The 17,422-nt window shown below is 67.5% G+C and carries 15 protein-coding genes; 6 read left to right on the forward strand and 9 right to left on the reverse strand.

Going from position 1 to position 17,422, the window contains the following annotated elements:
• Positions 1–12: 12 nt before the first annotated feature.
• From PUN51_RS00225 to mtrA, 6 genes are all read right to left on the reverse strand, one after another.
• The gene (locus tag PUN51_RS00225; protein WP_275179528.1) at positions 13–1,224 is read right to left on the reverse strand and encodes a winged helix-turn-helix domain-containing protein; all 1,212 of its coding nucleotides are present in this window, start codon (positions 1,222–1,224) and stop codon (positions 13–15) included.
• A 48-nt stretch (positions 1,225–1,272) separates the two neighbouring features.
• Positions 1,273–1,998, reverse strand: a complete 726-nt coding sequence (gene hpf, locus PUN51_RS00230; protein WP_159631557.1) for a ribosome hibernation-promoting factor, HPF/YfiA family — start codon at positions 1,996–1,998, stop codon at positions 1,273–1,275.
• Between the two features lie 144 nt (positions 1,999–2,142).
• Positions 2,143–3,045 carry a ComF family protein gene (locus PUN51_RS00235; RefSeq protein WP_275179529.1) on the reverse strand — a complete coding sequence of 301 codons (903 nt, stop codon included), beginning with the start codon at positions 3,043–3,045 and terminating at the stop codon, positions 2,143–2,145.
• Positions 3,046–3,180: 135 nt separating this feature from the next.
• Positions 3,181–4,896 carry an LpqB family beta-propeller domain-containing protein gene (locus PUN51_RS00240; RefSeq protein WP_275179530.1) on the reverse strand — a complete coding sequence of 572 codons (1,716 nt, stop codon included), beginning with the start codon at positions 4,894–4,896 and terminating at the stop codon, positions 3,181–3,183.
• Positions 4,893–6,686, reverse strand: coding sequence for an MtrAB system histidine kinase MtrB (gene mtrB / locus PUN51_RS00245; RefSeq protein WP_275179950.1), 1,794 nt, complete (start codon positions 6,684–6,686; stop codon positions 4,893–4,895). Before mtrB ends, PUN51_RS00240 begins: the two co-directional genes overlap by 4 nt.
• A 130-nt stretch (positions 6,687–6,816) precedes the next feature.
• Complete coding sequence (mtrA, locus tag PUN51_RS00250; protein WP_159631554.1) at positions 6,817–7,491, reverse strand: MtrAB system response regulator MtrA; 675 nt, start codon at positions 7,489–7,491, stop codon at positions 6,817–6,819.
• A gap of 663 nt (positions 7,492–8,154) precedes the next feature.
• On the opposite strand from mtrA, the gene PUN51_RS00255 reads away from it, so the two are divergent.
• Genes PUN51_RS00255 through PUN51_RS00280 form a run of 6 tightly spaced genes read left to right on the forward strand, consistent with a single transcriptional unit; the run spans position 8,155 to position 14,069 of the window.
• Complete coding sequence (locus PUN51_RS00255) at positions 8,155–9,162, forward strand: DUF7847 domain-containing protein (protein ID WP_224026528.1); 1,008 nt, start codon at positions 8,155–8,157, stop codon at positions 9,160–9,162.
• Complete coding sequence (locus PUN51_RS00260; protein WP_275179531.1) at positions 9,152–9,790, forward strand: DUF4129 domain-containing protein; 639 nt, start codon at positions 9,152–9,154, stop codon at positions 9,788–9,790. Before PUN51_RS00255 ends, PUN51_RS00260 begins: the two co-directional genes overlap by 11 nt.
• Positions 9,787–11,007: a DUF4350 domain-containing protein gene (locus PUN51_RS00265; RefSeq protein ID WP_275179532.1), complete on the forward strand. Its 1,221-nt coding sequence runs from the start codon at positions 9,787–9,789 to the stop codon at positions 11,005–11,007. Before PUN51_RS00260 ends, PUN51_RS00265 begins: the two co-directional genes overlap by 4 nt.
• Positions 11,004–12,017 carry an AAA family ATPase gene (locus PUN51_RS00270; RefSeq protein ID WP_159631551.1) on the forward strand — a complete coding sequence of 338 codons (1,014 nt, stop codon included), beginning with the start codon at positions 11,004–11,006 and terminating at the stop codon, positions 12,015–12,017. Before PUN51_RS00265 ends, PUN51_RS00270 begins: the two co-directional genes overlap by 4 nt.
• A complete protein-coding gene (locus PUN51_RS00275) occupies positions 12,017–13,309 on the forward strand; it encodes a DUF58 domain-containing protein (RefSeq protein WP_275179533.1) in 1,293 nt (430 codons plus the stop codon). The genes PUN51_RS00270 and PUN51_RS00275 overlap by 1 nt, the downstream gene beginning before the upstream one ends.
• Before the next feature lie 46 nt (positions 13,310–13,355).
• Positions 13,356–14,069 (forward strand): DUF4166 domain-containing protein, encoded by a 714-nt coding sequence (locus tag PUN51_RS00280; RefSeq protein WP_275179534.1) that lies wholly within the window; start codon positions 13,356–13,358, stop codon positions 14,067–14,069.
• On the opposite strand, the gene PUN51_RS00285 is transcribed toward PUN51_RS00280, so the two are convergent.
• The 3 genes from PUN51_RS00285 to PUN51_RS00295 all read right to left on the reverse strand — a co-directional run bounded on the left by PUN51_RS00285 (position 14,070) and on the right by PUN51_RS00295 (position 17,412).
• Positions 14,070–15,062 carry a hypothetical protein gene (locus tag PUN51_RS00285; protein WP_275179951.1) on the reverse strand — a complete coding sequence of 331 codons (993 nt, stop codon included), beginning with the start codon at positions 15,060–15,062 and terminating at the stop codon, positions 14,070–14,072.
• Between the two features lie 134 nt (positions 15,063–15,196).
• The gene (locus tag PUN51_RS00290) at positions 15,197–15,604 is read right to left on the reverse strand and encodes a chorismate mutase (RefSeq protein ID WP_159631548.1); all 408 of its coding nucleotides are present in this window, start codon (positions 15,602–15,604) and stop codon (positions 15,197–15,199) included.
• Positions 15,605–15,717: 113 nt separating this feature from the next.
• Entirely contained in the window at positions 15,718–17,412 is a 1,695-nt protein-coding gene (locus PUN51_RS00295) for an ABC transporter ATP-binding protein (protein ID WP_275179952.1), read from the reverse strand.
• Between the last annotated feature and the right edge of the window lie 10 nt (positions 17,413–17,422).

The following is a 17,422-nucleotide window of genomic DNA, read 5'->3' on the forward strand; positions in this document are numbered from 1 at the left end:
AGCGGATACTCCCTACGGACGTGCCAGCTCCTGCGCCAGCCGGGCGGCGAGGTCTCCTGCCGGCCCCACTTCCACATCCGGCAGGCCAAGCCACTGGCCCATAAGCTTCAGCTCGGCGGCAAGTTCGACGGCGGTATCCGCCGGTGCGTCGGGCTCGGCGAATGCGGCCCTCGCCAGCAACCGGCCGGCGGCCCGGTCCGCTTTCAAATCCACCCGTGCCACGATCCTGTCACGCAGCAGGAACGGCAGCACGTAATAGCCGAAGCGCCGGTTGGGTTCCGGGGTGTAGATCTCGATCCGGTAATGGAAGCCGAACAGCTCGGAAAGGCGCCGCCGCTCAAAGACCAGGGAGTCGAACGGGCTCAAGAGCGCGCGGCCGGTGGCACGCCGCGGCAGCAGCGAATCGACATGCCGGAAAATCTTCCGGTTCCAGCCCGCCACAGTGACGGGTTCCAGCCTGCCTTGCTCCACCAGGTGCTCCACAGCCAGGGCTGTGGCCTTGACCGGAGTCCGGAAGTAGTCGGCGAAGCAGCGGATGGTGCCGATTCCGTGGGCCTGGGCGGCCGCGTCGGTCAGGCGCCGGAGTGCAGCCTCGGGATCCTTCTCCCCTGCCGCGGCGGCCGCATCCGGGAGGACCTTGGAGGTCAGCGTGTACCTGCGTTCGAACTGCCCGGTCCGGGAGGCCGCCGACACCAGACCCGCTTCGAAGAGGTGTTCAAGGACTCGTTTCACCGCGTTCCAGTTCCATCCCCAGTTGTCCGCCTGTTTCTCTTCGACATGCCCAATCCGTGCCGTCAGTTCAGATGCCGTCATGGGCCGGGAGCGGGCGAGGACCGCCAGGATACTGGCAGCAACATCGTCCCGGAGCACGGGGTCCATCCGGGACGCGCCCACCCAGGCCCGCTTTTGCCAGAGAAGGAGGTCCTGGTAATGCTCCGGCCGGATGTAGCTGGCTTCGTGTGCCCAGTATTCGAACATCCGTCGCGGGTGGCTGGCGGACATGCGCTGCAGGATGTCCCGGTCATAGTTGCCAAGGCGGGAATAGAAGGGCAGGAAGTGGCTGCGGACCAGGACGTTTACGGAGTCGATCTGGACCAGCTGGAGACGGGCAAAGGTACGGCCCACCGTCCGTGCTGTCACGGGGCCGGTGGGCCGTCCTTTGTGGAGTCCCTGCGCTGCCAGCGCGATCCGCCGGGCCTGGTCAAGGCTCAGCGTTGCCGACAATTCAGACCTCTCTGGTGGTTGGTACCACCTTGGACGTTGGCAGGTACGTCAGACAGTGGCGGCTGCGTCGTCGGAGCGGTAGGCAAGGACCTTTTCCTCCACGACAGTGTCGCCTGGCTCGCATTCGTGGTCCAGGGTGATGACGCCGTAGGTCCAGCCGCGGCGGCGGTAGACCACGGACGGCGTGTTGGTGGCCTTGTCCACGAAAAGATAGAAGTCGTGGCCGACGAGCTCCATGTTGTCCACGGCGTCGTCGAGGGTCATGGACGCAGCGGGGAAGACCTTGCGCCGGATCAGTACCGGCGAGCTCCCGGCCGGGATGTCATTCTCGACATCGTAGGGGGACTTTTCCTCCGGCGCCTGCGCTGTTTCGCTCCTGCGGTTGGCCTCGAGGTAGAGCGGTTCGTGCGCGCTGGCTGGTTCCAGGGAGGCGGTAGCTTCACGGACGGCCTTGGGCGTGTGGCGGCCATGGTGGACCTTTTTGCGGTCCTTCGCGCGCCGGAGGCGCTCAAGCAGTTTGTTGTAGGCGAGGTCAAAGGCGGCAAATTTGTCTGCGGCGCTCGCTTCGGCACGGATAACGGGGCCCCTGCCCAGGACTGTCACTTCAACGGTCAACTGGTCGCCGGTTTGCCGGGCGTTGGTCTCCTTGGAGACTTTCGTATCCACCCGCTGGATCTTGTCGCCAAGCGATTCGATCTTTGCGATCTTTTCCCCGGCGTATTCGCGGAACCGGTCTGAAACGGTCAGATTTCGTCCGCTGATCATAAACTCCATGGTGCCCTCCAAATGACTTCGGTGACACGACGGCGGCACTTCCCTGGGCCGGGCTGTTTGACAGTCGAGCCCCTCTCCGAGCCGCCATCGAAAGGTACATTCTGTTCTTGGTACCCACCACCGACGTTAGTTCATAGCCACCTGTTATTCATCCTTTCCCGGTTTATTTTTTTCTAAGTCATGGCTCCTTCCGTGCGGGCCGGCGGCGGGCGTGCCGGGGTCCCCCGCAGCGGGCGGGCGTGTCGCGGCAAGCACGACGGCGCCCCTCACCTGGGCTCCGGCCAGGTGCAGGGCACGGGCTGCTTCTCCGATGGTGGCGCCGGTTGTCAGGACGTCGTCGACAATGATGCAGGGACGGCCCACGACCTTGGTTCGGGCGCGGGATTTGACCTGCATGGAACCCCTGACGCGCTGCGAGCGGGCGCCCCTGCCCAAACCTTTTTGGCCGCCCAGACCTTTCTGGCCGCCCAGAGCCTTTGGCCCTTCCAGACGGACCCGGGGCTTCTTGCCCAGGACATCCGCGACGTCGAGACCTGGCAGTTGCCGTGCGGCCTCCTTCAGGAGCAGATGGACGGGGCTGAACCCCCGGTTGACGTACGCCGCGGTGCCGGTGGGCACCGGAACCAGCAGGAACCCGCTGCTGCCCCGGGCGGCTGCCCTGACTGCTACGGCCAGCGCCCGGCCAAGGTTCCTCCCAAGCTGGTGCTGGCCGTGCCTTTTGAATGACAGCAGGCCTTGGGCCAACTCGTCCCGGTACACCCCCGCGGCCACCACCGGCAGCATGATGGTCCCGTCGACATCCATCAGCGCGGGGGCTCCGCTTTCCGCACGGAAAGGCTCCCTGGTCAGCTGGCGGATGCGGCTGCCGCACGGGGCGCAAAGGGTGCGGTCTTCGGCCCCGCAGCAGACGCAGTCCACCGGCACCGCCAGGGCGAGGAGATCTGCCGCCGCGCCGGACACCCAGTCGGCAAGGCGCAGGAGCGCTGCGGCGTGCTCAGCCCTGTGCAGTGCCGGCCAGGGCGGCGGCGGTTCAAGGTCGGGGTCCATCCGTCGGGTCCCCTGCCGGCCAGGTCCAGCTGTTCCGCTTCCGCCGGATATTCCGTTCACTGCCCCAGCATGCATCAGATGCCCGGGCATCAGGAGGGCCTGGGGCGCCTATGTGGACAAGTCGGAGGACAGGGGTCAGCCCGGAAACGCGGGGTCGATGGGACCCTTGATCTGCGGCGACCAGCCGTTGCCGAGGCGCTGGAAGATACCCTCTCCGGACTGGACATAGATGTCGTCTGCACCGTTTCCGGCGCTGATGGCAACCAGGCCGGGCCAGGGAGCCAGCTGCTGCGGCTGTCCGGAGGTGAGGGACAGCAGCTCCGGCGTGACGTTCGCACCGGCTGCCTCCTTCATGACGGCAACGGTGGTTCCGTTCACCCACACGCCTTGGTCAGGATCGCCGGCGCTGACCAGAGTGATGGGCGCGGTCAGTTCGCGCGGTGTGCCGTCGCCGGCGCGGATCACGCCGGTCACCTGCACCTTGGACTTCCCGTTCTGCTCGGAGATGACCAGGGCGCGCACGCCGTCGCGTGAGATTCGGAACTCCTTCACCGTCCGGCCGGCAAGCCATGATGGCGCCAGCGTCACGGACGGGACAGGTGCCCCTTCCGCAACTCCCGCTGGATGGAACGCCACGACTTCGGTGGTACCCGTTGCACCCGGTCCGGCGGTCCATACCCAGTCGTTGATACTGAAGGACGGCCGGCTGAGGGTGCTCCGGGTGGTCAGGGAACGCGCCGGCTGGCCCGGACTGATGCTGTACAGGGTGGTGCGTCCGTCATTGAGGAAGGCGGCGGTCTGCGACACCGGCGATTCCGCAGGGTAGCGCGGGTTGAGCGCAGAGACGGGCTGCATGTCGGGCAATGGGGAAACGCGGTTGTTTTCGTAGCGCACCAGATCGTTGCCACTGATGGCGATCTGGCGCGAAGGCACTGTTTTATCCAGCACCGGGGGAAGGACGGACCCGTTGTCCTCCACCCGGACCAGGTCCTGGTTGGCGCGCAGCTCAACGTTGACCACATCCGGCTGGCTGCGGAACGTCAAAGTCAGCTGCATCTGCATGCGCAGCCGGTCCTCCGCCGAGGTTTCCGTCAGCTCCTTTGCCGTCAGGTCCACCTGGGCGGCCCCGGAGACTACCGGGACTGACTCACGGGCCAGTTTGATTCCCGAGGGGAATGCGCTGGCGACGGCGCCGCGGAGGTAGGGGGCGGGGCCGGCCAGCAGCGCGCTGGTCATCGCCTTGACGGTCTTGTTCTTCAGGAACCAGCGGACATCCGGGATGGCGTAGGTGAACGTGGGGTCGTAAAAGTAGATGGGGTAAGCGCCGTAGATCACCTTGAATGTTTCCTCGGCAATGGCGGTCCCGTCCGGAATCGCGGAGATCCGCCACTCGCCGTCCACCTGGGTCACCGTCACCGGAATGCGTTCCACTGTTCCCGGCGGCGACTGGGTGGCGATGCCGTCGGCGTCCACTGTGTAAGAGACATCCAGCTCGTAGTTGAAGACGTTTTCCGTTGCTGTGGGGACGACGCGCGCCTCCCGGTAAACCAGGGCGCGTTTGTCCGGCTTCCAGGACACCGCCGACGCCTGCGTGAGGTACTGGCGGGCAACGGCGTAGTCGTCCTCGTAGCCGCTGCCGGCCCGGTAGAAGTAGTCGATGATTGTCTCCGGGGACGCACCGGGCTGGGGTGCTGCGGGAAGGAAGACGGGCGCGTTGACGTTGCCGGCGCTGCTTTCGCTGCTCTTCCCCACCGGGCCCGAGGTGGGGATCCGCGCGCAGCCCGACAGGAGGACGATGAGCAGCGCGAGCAGTGCCGCGGGGTACCTGGCGTGGCGCATCGAGGCCCTCATGGTGTCTCCTCGGGAGGCTGCACTGGAGCGGGACCGGCCGCACCAGTCTGGAGCAGCAGCATGTTCTTGTAGTCCTGTTCCGCAGGGATGGTTCCCGGCGCTCCGGGTATGGTGGCGTCCCTGGGTTCCAGCTGAACTGGTGACTCGGTGATTTCCCCATCCTGGCGCAACGGAAGGGTCAGCCGGAAGTTGGCGCCATCGCCCTTCCTGCCCCACGCCTGGAGCCAGCCATGGTGCAGTTTGGTGTCCTCCATGGCGATGGACAGTCCCAGGCCGCTGCCCCCCGTGGTGCGGGCGCGGGCGGGATCGGCACGCCAGAACCTGTCGAAGACCCTGGCCGCCTGCGATGGGTCCATTCCGATCCCGTGGTCCCGGACTGAAACGCCCACTGCCGTCTCGTTTGCCGCGACCGTGACGGTCACCGGCTTGCCCTCACCGTGCTCCACGGCGTTCAGGATCAGGTTCCGCAGGATCCTGTCGATCCGCCGGGCGTCCATTTCCACAATCACGGCATCGTCCGGGGCCGTGTAGAGGATTTCCGAGCCATACTCGGCTGCGACCGGGGCCGCGCCCTCAATGACGTGGGCGATCACCTGGAGCAGGTCCTCAGGTTCGGCATCGAGGACCGCTACGCCTGCATCGAAGCGGCTGATTTCGAGCAGGTCGGAGAGCAGCGACTGGAACCGCTCCACCTGGTTGTACAGCAGTTCGGCGGACCGTTTGTTGATGGGGTCGAAGTCGTCCCGGGCGTCGTAGAGAACCTCCGCGGCCATCCGGACGGTGGTCAGCGGAGTCCTGAGCTCGTGCGAAACGTCGGACACAAAGCGCTGCTGCATCTGCGACAACGTGGCCAGCTGCGTGATCTGCTCCTGCAGGCTGGCTGCCATGTGGTTGAAGGAGGCACCAAGGCGGGCCACTTCGTCCTCGCCTTTGACCACCATGCGCTCCTGCAGCTGGCCGGCCGCGAGCTTCTCGGAAACCATGGCGGCGTGACTCACCGGGCTGACCACGTTGCGCGTGACATACCAGGCGACGGCGCCAATCAGCAGGACCAGGACCGCACCGCCGGCCCAGAGGACGCTTTGGATCTCGTTCAGCGTTTGCTGCGCGGTGTTGAGGTCGTAGATCAGGTACAGCTCGTAGACGGTACCGTTGAAGGTCACCTTGTTGCCCACGGCGATTCCCGGCCGGTCCTCGGTCCCCACGGGAATGACCGTGGATGCCCAGTACTGGTCCTTCCCGGACTCCTGCACTGCTTTGCGCAGCTCAGGGGGGATGACGCTGACCGTCAGCTGGTCCGACGCGCGGGATTCAACCCAGCGGTTGCGGGGTTTGGTCTGGTTGGGCATCGCCTCGAAGACGTAGCGCCGTTGGATGACCGAACCGCGCCCTTCCACGGCGCTGAGCGTATCCGAGACCAGGGTGATGACGCTCGACTGGTCGGTGACCTGGGCGCCGTCGAACGTCTCCTGAACCTGCTTCACGTTGTAGCGTGTCTCGGATTCGGCCTGCGTCAGCCGCTCCTGGAACAGGTTGTTGGCGATCTGGTTGGACAGGTAGGCACCCACCACGGCGAACGACGTCACGGCCAGCATCAGGGTGGTGAGAACGGTCCGGAACTGCAGGGACCGGCGCCAGCGCTGCTGCAGCGCCCGGCCAAGGTACCTCAGCCCCGGGAGGAAACGGCGGACTCCGGTCCGCACCAGCCGTGCCACGCGCAGCGCCACGATCACGGCGCGGCGCTGCCAGATCCGTGCGCGGAAGGCAACATGCCGAAGACCGGGAGTCACGGAAGGTCCGGGCACGTTGGCCTCGTCGCCGCCCTGGGATGGGCTGTCCTGCCCGGCGCCGCTGCTCAAACCTTCATCACCGGCGTGCGGCGTTGCGCGCCGGCCGGGTTGCCCGTCCTGCGCAGCGGGGTCAGACCCCTGCTTTGTAGCCGACACCACGCACCGTCAATACAACTTCCGGAGCTTCCGGGTCCTGCTCGATCTTGGACCGCAGGCGCTGGACATGGACGTTGACCAGGCGGGTATCAGCGGCGTGGCGGTAGCCCCAGACCTGCTCCAGGAGCAGTTCGCGGGTGAAGACCTGCCAGGGCTTGCGGGCCAGTGCCACCAGCAGATCGAATTCCAGCGGCGTCAGGGAGATCCGCTCGCTGCCCCTGCTGACGGTGTGCCCGGCGACGTCGATAGTGATGTCCGCGATCTTAAGCGTTTCGGGCGCCTTCTGGTCGCCGGGGCGCAGGCGGGCGCGCACGCGTGCCACCAGTTCGGCCGGTTTGAACGGCTTGGGCACGTAGTCGTCAGCACCGGATTCCAGTCCGCGGACCACGTCGGAGGTATCGGACTTGGCGGTCAGCATGACGATGGGAACATCGGATTCGCCGCGGACCTGGCGGCAGACCTCGATGCCATCCATGCCGGGAAGCATCAGGTCGAGCAGGACAAGGTCCGGCCGCGATGACCGGAAAACGTCGAGGGCCTGGGCGCCGTCGGCGCAGAAGACCGGCTCGAAGCCGTCATTACGGAGGACAATTCCAATCATCTCGGCCAGCGCTTCGTCATCATCTACCACCAGAATGCGTGCCTTCATAGCTATATATTCCCTTATCGGGATGGGTTTGTCCTGTTGAGCGGCTTCCCGGCATGGCGGGACACTAGGCCGGCCGACGGCGGAACTATAGTCTTGGGGTCATGCCCTGCATTGCCGGTGCGCGCCTTCCGGCGGGCGGCCCGCGGGGCGGGCGGACTGATATGGGGGAGGAAATCAGTGTCAGCACAGGAGCCGGAGCGCGGGGAGCCAACGCCGGGGTGGCCCGGCGGCGGGCATGACGGTGGCGGACATGACGACGGCGGGTCCGCCGGCACCGGAGGACACAGCCCGGCAGCACCTGCCTGGGAGCAGCCGTGGGAGCAGCCGTGGGCGCCACCGGCAGGGCAGCAACCCGACGCAGGCCGGCAACCCGGCCCAGGACAACAATCCGCTGTCGGACAGCAGGGGGCGCCAAGGCATCCGGCGCAGCAGGCACCCGGGTGGGAGGAGCGGCGGCCCTGGCAACAGCAGCCGCCGCAACCGCCCCAGTGGCAACAGCGTGGACAGTACCCCTACCCTGAAGCGCCGCACTCCGGCCCGCAGTACCCCGGTCCGCCATACCCCGGTGCGCCATACCCCGGCGCGCCTTACGGAGCCTCCCCCTACGGACAACCCCGCTATGTCGCCCCTCCAAAGCCCGGCATCATCCCCCTGCGTCCACTGATGTTCGGGGAAATCCTGGATGGCTCGTTCCAGGGCATCCGGCGCAACGCCAAAGCGATGCTGGGAGCCGGCATCCTGGTGCAGTCCCTGTCGGCCATCCTCGCCGCAGTCCTTACTGGGGTCGTTGCAACGTCGTCCGGGTCGATTGAATCCTGGGCGCGGACGGCCAGCAGAGCCGACGTCGCGTCCCTCGGGATTGGGCTGATGGTTACCTTTGCCTTTCTGTCCATCCTGTCCGTCTTCATGTCCGTGGTTCTCCAGGGCGCCGTGGTGGTCATCGTGGCAAGGTCCGTCCTGAACCGGCCCACCGGCTTCCGGCGCATGCTGTCACTGGTGCGTCCACGGATCGGGGCGCTGATCAGGCTGGCCGCGGTGCTGGTGGCTGCCGGGGTGGCCACGATGGCGCTTTTCTTCGCTGTCATCGTGCTCCTGTTCTCCAATGTCCGCGGCGCGGGAGCGCTGCTGGTCATCCCGCTGATGATGGGCTTCGCCGTCCTGTTCCTCTGGGTGGCGATCAAGCTCATGGTGGCGCCTGCCGCCGTCGTCATCGAAGAATTGGGCGCCCTGGCCGGACTGCGCCGCTCGTGGACCCTCACGCGGGCAAACTGGTGGCGCATCCTTGGCATCACCCTGGTGGTGGGAATCCTGGTCACCGTGATCACCCAAGTGGTCCTGATCCCCGCAAGCATGCTGCCGACGGTCCTGTCGGGAGTCGTCTCGCCGCACGGCGGCAGCGGGCAGGACGCGGCGCTTACCGTGACCATCAGCATCATCACCGCGGTGGTCGGCGCCTTGGTGGGTGCGGTGGGCTACGCCTTCCAAACGTCTGTCATGGCCTTGCTCTATATGGACCTGCGGATGCGCAAAGACGGCCTGGACATCGTGCTGCTGCGCGATCTGGAGACCGGAGCGGATCCCGACGGGATCCCGGGCCGGAACGCCGGGACCGGGAGCACCCCGTACCCCGGGTACGGCACAGCGCCGGGGGCATGGCCGTATGGCCGCTGAGCCGCCGGTGCTCCCTGGAGCCGACGAGGCCCGGCAATGGGCGGCAGAAGAGTTGGCCAAACCTGAATACCGGGACGCCGCCCCCTCCTGGCTGGACGCTCTGTGGCGGAACTTCCTCGACTGGCTCCAGTCCCTGGACGGCTCCCCCGGGGACGCCGCACCAGTGCCCAGCCCCGTCATCGCCCTCGTCATTGCCGTCATCATCGCCGCCGCCATCCTCCTTGCCCGCCCCCGGCTGAACGCGCGGGCACGGAAGGCCAGCGACGTGTTCGAAAGGGAAACCGCGCTGACCGCCGGGGACTACCGGAACCGCGCGGAAGCCGCAGCCGCGGCCGCACAATGGGGGGACGCCGTCGTCGACCGTTTCCGTGCGGTGGTCCGCAGCGCCGAGGACCGGACCATCCTTGATCCGCAGCCAGGCAGGACGGCGGACGAGGCCGCGCAGGCGCTGTCCGTGCCGTTCGCCGGTGAATCCCGGCGCCTGGCCCGGGCGGCGGCCACATTTGACGGCATCCGCTACGGAAACAGGGCAGCGGGCAGCGGCGATTACCAGGAAATTGTGGCCCTGGACGCGGCATTGGGTGCCATGAAACCCGCCGCCGCCGGCAGCACGGTGACGCCGATATGAGCGGACCCGCCATTGTCGGCACGGACCCGGCCCAAGGAACCCGGCAGTCCCAAGAACCTGGGCCGACAGGCCGGAACGTCCCCGTCCGCACGTTGAAGAAGTGGCTGCGGCAGCACCGTGCCGCCACCGCAGCAGCAGCGGTGGTGGCAGCTGCACTGGCCCTGCTCATCGGTACGCAGCTGGCGCCCAAGGGTGACAGGGTGCCCCTTTCAGTCCACAATGCCGGACCGGAAGGGGCCAGGGCGCTGGGCGAAATCCTGGGGCGGCACGGAGTTTCGGTCCATACGCCCGGCCGGTTCGACGCTGCGCTGGACGACCTGCACGCAAGCTCCTCCCCCACCCTCCTGCTCTATGACAGGAACGGTGTGCTGGACAGGCAGCAGGTGGCCGGCCTGATGGCTGCTGCTGGCCGCGTGGTGGTGGTCACCCCCAGGCTGGACACACTCGCCGCCCTTGACAGCGGCATCCACCAGGCCGGCGTCGTCCCCGACGCCTCTCCGGTCCTTGACCCCGGCTGCACCCAACCTGACGCGGAAGCGGCAGGACACGTCACGGGCCACAAGGGATTCGTGTACGACGGCGGAGACACCTGCTACCGTGCGGCAGGAAGCGCCGGGATGCTTGCCGTCAGCAATGACGGCCGGCTGGCCGTCCTGGGCAGCACGGCGGTCCTGGGCAACGACAAACTGGACGAGCTGGGAAACGCCGCCCTCGCGGTCCGGCTGCTCGGCGCGGCACCGGACCTTGTCTGGTACCTGCCCTCGATCGAAGATGCAGCGGCCAACGGGTCCGGGAAAACCCTCGACGACCTTGCACCGGGCTGGGCCCGCTTCCTGGGCCCCTGGCTGCTGCTGGTGGCGGTGGTCGCCATCATATGGCGTGGCCGCCGGCACGGGCCGCTGGTGTTCGAACCGTTGCCCGTGGTGGTCAAGGCCGTTGAAACGGCGGAAGGCCGCGCCCGGCTCTACCAGGACTCACGTGCCGTCGACCAGGCCCGGGACAACCTGCGCGCCGGCCTGCTGGTGCGGCTCTCCGGAAAACTGCGGCTGGGCCCCGGCGCCACCGCGGAGGACACGATTGCCGCGTCAGCCCGGCTCCTTGGCAGGGACCCCGCCGGCGTCCGCGCCCTGGTCAATGAACGCCCCACAACCGAAGCCCGGCTGGTGGCCTGGTCCCAGGCCCTGGACAAACTGGAGAAAGAGGTCATGACCCGATGAGTGAACAGAGCAGTGGCCCGGGGGTCCTGAACCCCACAGACCCCAACAGCCCAATGAACGACGACGGCCCACGGCAGGCGCTGCTTGCCGTCCGCCGGGAGGTGGCCAAGGCAGTGGTGGGACAGGACGCCACGGTCACGGGCATGCTGATTGCCCTGCTTTCGCAGGGGCATGTGCTGCTGGAAGGCGTACCGGGGGTCGCCAAGACCCTGCTGGTCCGGGCGTTGTCCTCCGCCCTGAGCCTGGACACCAAGCGGGTGCAGTTCACCCCCGACCTCATGCCGGGCGATGTCACGGGATCGCTGGTTTACGACTCCCATACGTCCGAGTTCAGCTTCCGGGAAGGACCGGTCTTCACCAACCTCCTGTTGGCCGATGAGATCAACCGGACCCCGCCAAAAACCCAGGCTTCCCTCCTCGAAGCCATGGAAGAGCGGCAGGTGTCCGTGGACGGAGCCGCCAGGCGGCTCCCGGCCCCGTTCCTGGTGGCGGCAACCCAGAACCCGGTGGAATACGAGGGGACCTATCCGCTGCCCGAGGCGCAACTGGACCGGTTCCTGCTCAAGCTCACCATGCCCTTGCCCGGACGCGGTGAGGAGATTGAGGTCATCCGCCGGCATGCCGCCGGATTCGATCCCCGGGACCTGGCAGCAGCCGGAGTCCGTGCCGTGGCGGGCGCCGAGGACCTGGAACGTGCGCGGGAAGCTGTGAACCGGGTAGCGGTGGAACCGGAAATCATCGGCTACATCGTTGACCTGGTGCGCGCCACCAGGGCCGCGCCCTCCTTCCAGCTTGGTGTCTCACCGCGCGGTGCCACTGCCCTGCTCAATACATCCAGGTCCTGGGCCTGGCTCTCGGGGCGTCCTTTCGTCACCCCGGACGACGTCAAGGCCCTGGCCCTGCCCTGCCTGCGGCACCGGGTGGCGTTGCAGCCCGAAGCCCAAATGGACGGGGTCCGGGTGGACGACGTCCTGGGCAGCATCCTGGCCTCCGTCCCCGTTCCCCGCTGATGGCCGTCTCGGGGCGCTTCGTGGCGGTGGTGCTGCTGGGCCTGGTGCCGGTGCTGCTGTTCCCGGGATGGTTGACCGTGTTCACCACGGCCGCCGTGCTCGTTGCCCTGCTGGGCGTCGACCTGTTGTTGGCAGGATCCCCCAGGCGGGTGGGTGCGGTACGCGCGGAGCCGGAGAACGTCACGCTCAACAACGCAGTGGAGGCGGTCCTCACGCTCCGCAACGGAGGTACCCGCAGGCTCCGGGGATCGTTCAGGGACGGGTGGCAACCTTCCGCGGGCGCCCAAAATCCCATTCAGGCCATCGACGTCCCGGCGGGCGAAAGCAGGCGCTTCGCGGTCAGGCTCCGGCCGGTCCGGCGGGGGGACCTAGCTGCGCCGCACGTGACCATCCGTTCCTATGGTCCGCTCCGCCTGGCAAGCCGGCAGCGGACCATTGATTGTCCCGGCTCGGTGCGCGTACTGCTGCCGTTCCATTCCCGCAGGCACCTGCCCTCGAAGCTGCGGAAGCTGCGCGAACTCGATGGCAAGGCCGCCGTCCAGATCCGCGGTGCCGGCACGGAGTTCGATTCCCTGCGTGACTACGTCCGTGGCGATGATGTGCGGTCCATTGACTGGCGGGCTACGGCCAGGCGCTCCTCGGTGGTGGTCAGGACCTGGCGACCGGAACGGGACCGGCGGGTGGTCATGGTCCTGGATACCTCCCGCACCTCGGCGGCGAGGATTGCCGACGAAACCCGGCTGGACACCGGGATCGAGGCTGCGCTCCTCCTGGGCGTGCTGGCCGAACGGGGCGGTGACCGGGTGGACTTCGTGGCCTTCGACCGCAGGACCCGGGCGCGCGCCGGTTCCGCGGGCCAGGGCAACATCCTGGGCCGGCTGGTCCAGGCGATGGCTCCCCTGGAGGCAGAGCTGATCGAGATGGACTGGCCGGCTGTCCCGGCGCAGGTCCGCGCCGTCTCCGCGCACCGGTCCCTCGTGGTGCTGCTGACATCGCTGGACAGCGGAGCGCCCGAGGAAGGCCTGCTGCCCGTGGCGGAGCGGCTGGCCAGCCAGCACGTGGTGGTGGTGGCGGCGGTCCGCGACCCCCAGCTGGGCACCATGCTCCGGGAACGCAGCGACGCCACCGGAGTGTTTCGTGCGGCTGCCGCCGAGCGCGCCCTCCTGCAGCGCGCGGCGGTCACCGCTGAACTGCGCCGCTACGGCGCAGAGGTAGTGGACGCGGAGCCCCACGACCTGCCACCCCGGCTTGCGGACATGTACATCCGGCTCAAGGCTGCCGGTAGATTGTGAAGCCGGAGGCAGACAGCGCCGCCGCAGGCAACAGGAGGTCCACGTCATGAACGTCCCCATCTACCGGCAGGCCTTGGGCACCGGGTTCTCCCGGCTGCAGCCCGAGCTCCAGGAGTACTTCTCGCTGGCACCGGGTTCCGGACAGTACGGGGTAGGGGAAGGAACGTTCGACGTCGTGGGGTGCCGCCAGCGGTGGCTGCGCCCTTTGCTGCGGCTGGCGGGCGGCGAAGAGGCCTTTTTCCCGGAATACGGTGAGAACATCCCGTTCCGGATCGAGAACCACGCACACCAGGATCCGTTCGGCCGCTCCAGCCTTACCGCCCGCCGTGAAATCCGCTTCCCGGACCGCACCCGGCTCTTCCAGGACACCACCAGTGCCACCCATACGGGTGGCAACACCCAACTGGTGGACTACGTGGGACGCTATCGGCGGCTGGTGACGGACCTGAACCTGAGTGTCACGGCTGAAGGCAGGCTGCGTGGCGTTTCGGAGGCGTCGAGGCTCTTCATGGGTCCTCTGCGGGTGCCGCTTCCGGCCGCCCTCGACGCCAAGGCCTACGCCGAGCAGTGGTGGGACCCGGCCGAAGGCAGCAACGGACGGCACCGCATCCAGGTGAAGGTCATCCAGCCGCAGATCGGCCTGGTCCTGGTATACGCCGGGGCCTTCGACTACCGCTTGCGCCCGTACACCGGCGGCAGTTCCGCCCAAAACTACCTGCCCCGCTACGCCCAGCCGGACCGCTGGGAAAACAGGGTGTAGCTAACCCAGCGCCTGCTGGTTCAGGCCGTCGGCTACCTGGGTGAGCCGGTGCAGGACGGCCGTGGCCTGGGCAGGTGTGTGGCCGGCCAGGCCTTCCGAGGGCGTCACCCGGATGGCGCCCAGCAGCGACGGCGGCAGGCCCAGCTGGCGCCAGGGGCGCCAGACGGATTCCACGCACTGGGCCACTTTGGGCAGCGGACCACCGGCACGCACGTCCAGGGCACCAGCCCAGAACTGTTTCCCAGCCTCCACCGCTCCGGCCACCTGCTCCCACTGGCGGTTGGTCAATGCCTTCAGCGGCAACGCGACGCCGTCAGCCCCTGCCGAGAGGGCCAGGTCGATGGGGGCTTCGATTTCGGGGAAGGACACGACAACCTCGGCTGCACCGGCTGCACGCAGGGAGTCAAGGACCAGGCGCCATGACTCGCGTGCTTCCGATCCCGCAATCGCGCGGAGGGTGCGGTACCCGCTGGCGGTGGGTATGGTTCCGGCCAGGACGGCGGCAATGGCGGGCTCGTCCACCTGCACCACGAGCCGGGCGCCGGGCACGGCCGCGGCCACCCTGCTGAGGTAACCGGCCACGCCCGCCGCGAGGGAGGCGGCCAGGTCCCTTCGGGCGCCGTAGTCCAGCAGGGCGCGTTCACCGTTGTGCAGGTACAAGCCGGCGCCAAGGCTCAGCGGTCCCACCAACTGCACTTTGAGTTCACCCGCCGATACGTCTTCCGCGCCGACAACATCGGCCAGGACGTTCAGGTCGGTGGACAGCGCCGACGCTGCCCGCCGCATGTCCTTGCCCGGGCGGTCCACGAGCCGCCAACCGTGCGGCTGCACATCCACCGCGAGTTCCTCCAGGAGGGAGGCGGTACGGCCCAGGGCGTCGGACCCTACCCCACGGTCCGGCAGTTCAGCCAGGAAGGGAAGGTGCGGGCTGCCAAGCTCACCGCGGATGATCCGGGCAGCTTCCAGCGGATCTTCGCCCGGCCACGGGCCCAGGCCGGTGGCCGTGACTTCCTTGGCCCGGGGCTGGGTGGCAGAGGCCGCGTTTGATGAGGCAGCGTTTGATGGATCACCGGTGAAAGGGGCACCCGCCGGACGCGGGCCGGAGCCCGCATGGCGCTGTTCCCGGTTCACGCCAGCGCGGAGGTCTGCGGTTGCTGGCCCGAGGAGGCCTGGTGGTCCTCGGCAATGGCCTCGTGGTGGCGGATCACTTCACCGATGATGAAGTTGAGGAACTTCTCCGCGAAGGCCGGGTCGAGGTGGGCATCCTCGGCAAGGCGGCGCAGCCGGGCGATCTGCGCGGCTTCACGCCCCGGGTCACCGGCGGGGAGTCGGTGGTTTGCCTTCAGGAAGCCTACTTTTTGCGTCGCCTTGAAGCGCTCGGCCAGGAGGTACACCAAGGTGGCGTCGATGTTGTCAATGCTGGAGCGGATGGACAGCAGTTCAGCCATCACCGAATCGTCCACATGGCCTGCAAGCGAGCTGGCGGATGGATCAAATTCATCGGCGCCAGGAGAGCTGGGGTTGTGCTGCGTCATGGCTCCAGTCTAGGGGAGCCGGAGGAACCACCGCGGGTGTGAAGCGCCGGTGCCGCCCATCTGGCGGCACCGGCGCTGTCCGCGGCAGGACTGCCCGTAGGACTTCCTGCGGGTCAGATTCCCAGGAGCGCGCGGTGCTCCTCCCGGCGTTTGGCCTGTTCGGCCGGGTCCGGCACCGGCAGGGAGGCGATCAGCCGGCGGGTGTAGTCGTGCTGGGGGTTGCCCATGACCTGGCTGCCGATCCCCTGCTCCACCAGTTTGCCCTTGTACAGCACTCCCACCCAGGAGGACAGGATGTCCACCACGGCAAGGTCGTGGCTGATGAACAGGCAGCCGAACCCGAACTCCTCCTGGATGTCCCGGAACAGCTCCAGGACTTTTGCCTGCACCGAAACGTCCAGGGCCGACGTCGGCTCATCAGCGATCAGCAGGCGCGGGTTCAGGCTCAGGGCACGCGCCAGTGATGCCCGCTGCCGCTGGCCGCCGGACAGTTCGTGCGGGTACCGTCCCGCGTACGACGCCGGCAACTGGACAGATTCCAGCAACTCACCGACGCGCTTGCGCGCCTGGGCGTCGCTCGGCCGGGTGTGGATGAGCATGGGCTCGGCGATGCATTCGCCAATGGTCAGCTGCGGGTTGAAGGAGGCGGCAGGGTCCTGGAACACGAAGCCGATGTCCTTGCGCAGGGGCTTGAACGTGCGTTCCCGGAGGTTCAGCATCTCGTAGCCCAGCACTTTGAGGCTACCGCCGGTGGTCCGGTTGAGCCCGGCGATGGCGCGGCCGATTGTTGTCTTGCCGGACCCCGACTCCCCCACCAGGCCGAAGACCTCACCCCTGGACAGGGTGAAGCTGACACCGTCAACGGCTTTGAAGGCCGGTGTCCCCAAGCGCCCCGGGTACTCGATCACCAGGTTGTCGGCGGCCACCAGCACTTCCTCATCCTGGTGGCGCCGCTCGGTGAGGCCTTCCGACGCCGAATTGCGGCCCAGGTGCGGCACCGCGGCAAGGAGGTTGCGGGTGTAGTCCTGCTTTGGTTCAGCGAAGAGCTTCTTCGCTGAAGCTTCCTCCACGACGTCGCCCTGGTACATCACCACCACCCGGTCCGCCAGGTCGGCCACGACCCCCATGTTGTGGGTGATCAGCACGATCGAGGTGCCATATTTGTCCCGAAGGTCCCGGAGGAGTTCCAGGATTTCCGCCTGGACGGTGACATCCAGGGCGGTTGTGGGCTCGTCGGCAACAATCAGGCCGGGGTTCAGCGCCAGGGCGGCCGCGATCACCACGCGCTGCTTCTGGCCGCCGGAAAACTGGTGCGGATAGTAGTTGACCCGGTGCTCGGGGTCGGGGATGCCCACCTTGCCCAGCGCCTCGATGGCCCTGGCTTTGGCCTCCTTGGCAGAGACCCGTCTCCCGCCGTTGGCACCGGCGTGGGCGCGGATGCCTTCGGCGATCTGCCATCCCACGGTGAACACGGGGTTCAGGGCGGTTGAGGGCTCCTGGAAGACCATGGCCACGTCCCGGCCGCGGATCTGGCGCAACCGGCCGGGGCTGAGGCTGATGACGTTGGCACCATTGATCAGCACCGCGCCGGAGCTCACAGCCGTTTCCGGGAGCAGGCCAAGGATGGTCTTGGCGGTGACCGTCTTGCCGGAGCCGGATTCCCCCACAATGGCCAGGACCTCACCCGCCTTGACGTCCAGGCTGACATCCTTGACGGCGTATACGTCGCCACCGTCCGTGGCGAAGGTGACCTTCAGGTGGTCGATATCCAGTACTGTCTTCCGGTCCTGGTCCTGACGGCCGGACACTGAACCGGGA

It is taken from the genome of Arthrobacter sp. NQ4, from assembly GCF_029077345.1.
Lineage (GTDB): Bacteria > Actinomycetota > Actinomycetes > Actinomycetales > Micrococcaceae > Arthrobacter.

Excerpts from the sequence above, each read along its gene's own strand:
- hpf (WP_159631557.1), bottom strand. The coding sequence starts at position 1,998 with ATGGAGTTTATGATCAGCGGACGAAATCTGACCGTTTCAGACCGGTTC.
- PUN51_RS00235 (WP_275179529.1), bottom strand. The coding sequence starts at position 3,045 with ATGGACCCCGACCTTGAACCGCCGCCGCCCTGGCCGGCACTGCACAGG.
- PUN51_RS00240 (WP_275179530.1), bottom strand. The coding sequence starts at position 4,896 with ATGAGGGCCTCGATGCGCCACGCCAGGTACCCCGCGGCACTGCTCGCG.
- mtrA (WP_159631554.1), bottom strand. The coding sequence starts at position 7,491 with ATGAAGGCACGCATTCTGGTGGTAGATGATGACGAAGCGCTGGCCGAG.
- PUN51_RS00255 (WP_224026528.1), top strand. The coding sequence starts at position 8,155 with ATGTTCGGGGAAATCCTGGATGGCTCGTTCCAGGGCATCCGGCGCAAC.
- PUN51_RS00260 (WP_275179531.1), top strand. The coding sequence starts at position 9,152 with ATGGCCGCTGAGCCGCCGGTGCTCCCTGGAGCCGACGAGGCCCGGCAA.
- PUN51_RS00265 (WP_275179532.1), top strand. The coding sequence starts at position 9,787 with ATGAGCGGACCCGCCATTGTCGGCACGGACCCGGCCCAAGGAACCCGG.
- PUN51_RS00270 (WP_159631551.1), top strand. The coding sequence starts at position 11,004 with ATGAGTGAACAGAGCAGTGGCCCGGGGGTCCTGAACCCCACAGACCCC.
- PUN51_RS00275 (WP_275179533.1), top strand. The coding sequence starts at position 12,017 with ATGGCCGTCTCGGGGCGCTTCGTGGCGGTGGTGCTGCTGGGCCTGGTG.
- PUN51_RS00280 (WP_275179534.1), top strand. The coding sequence starts at position 13,356 with ATGAACGTCCCCATCTACCGGCAGGCCTTGGGCACCGGGTTCTCCCGG.
- PUN51_RS00290 (WP_159631548.1), bottom strand. The coding sequence starts at position 15,604 with ATGACGCAGCACAACCCCAGCTCTCCTGGCGCCGATGAATTTGATCCA.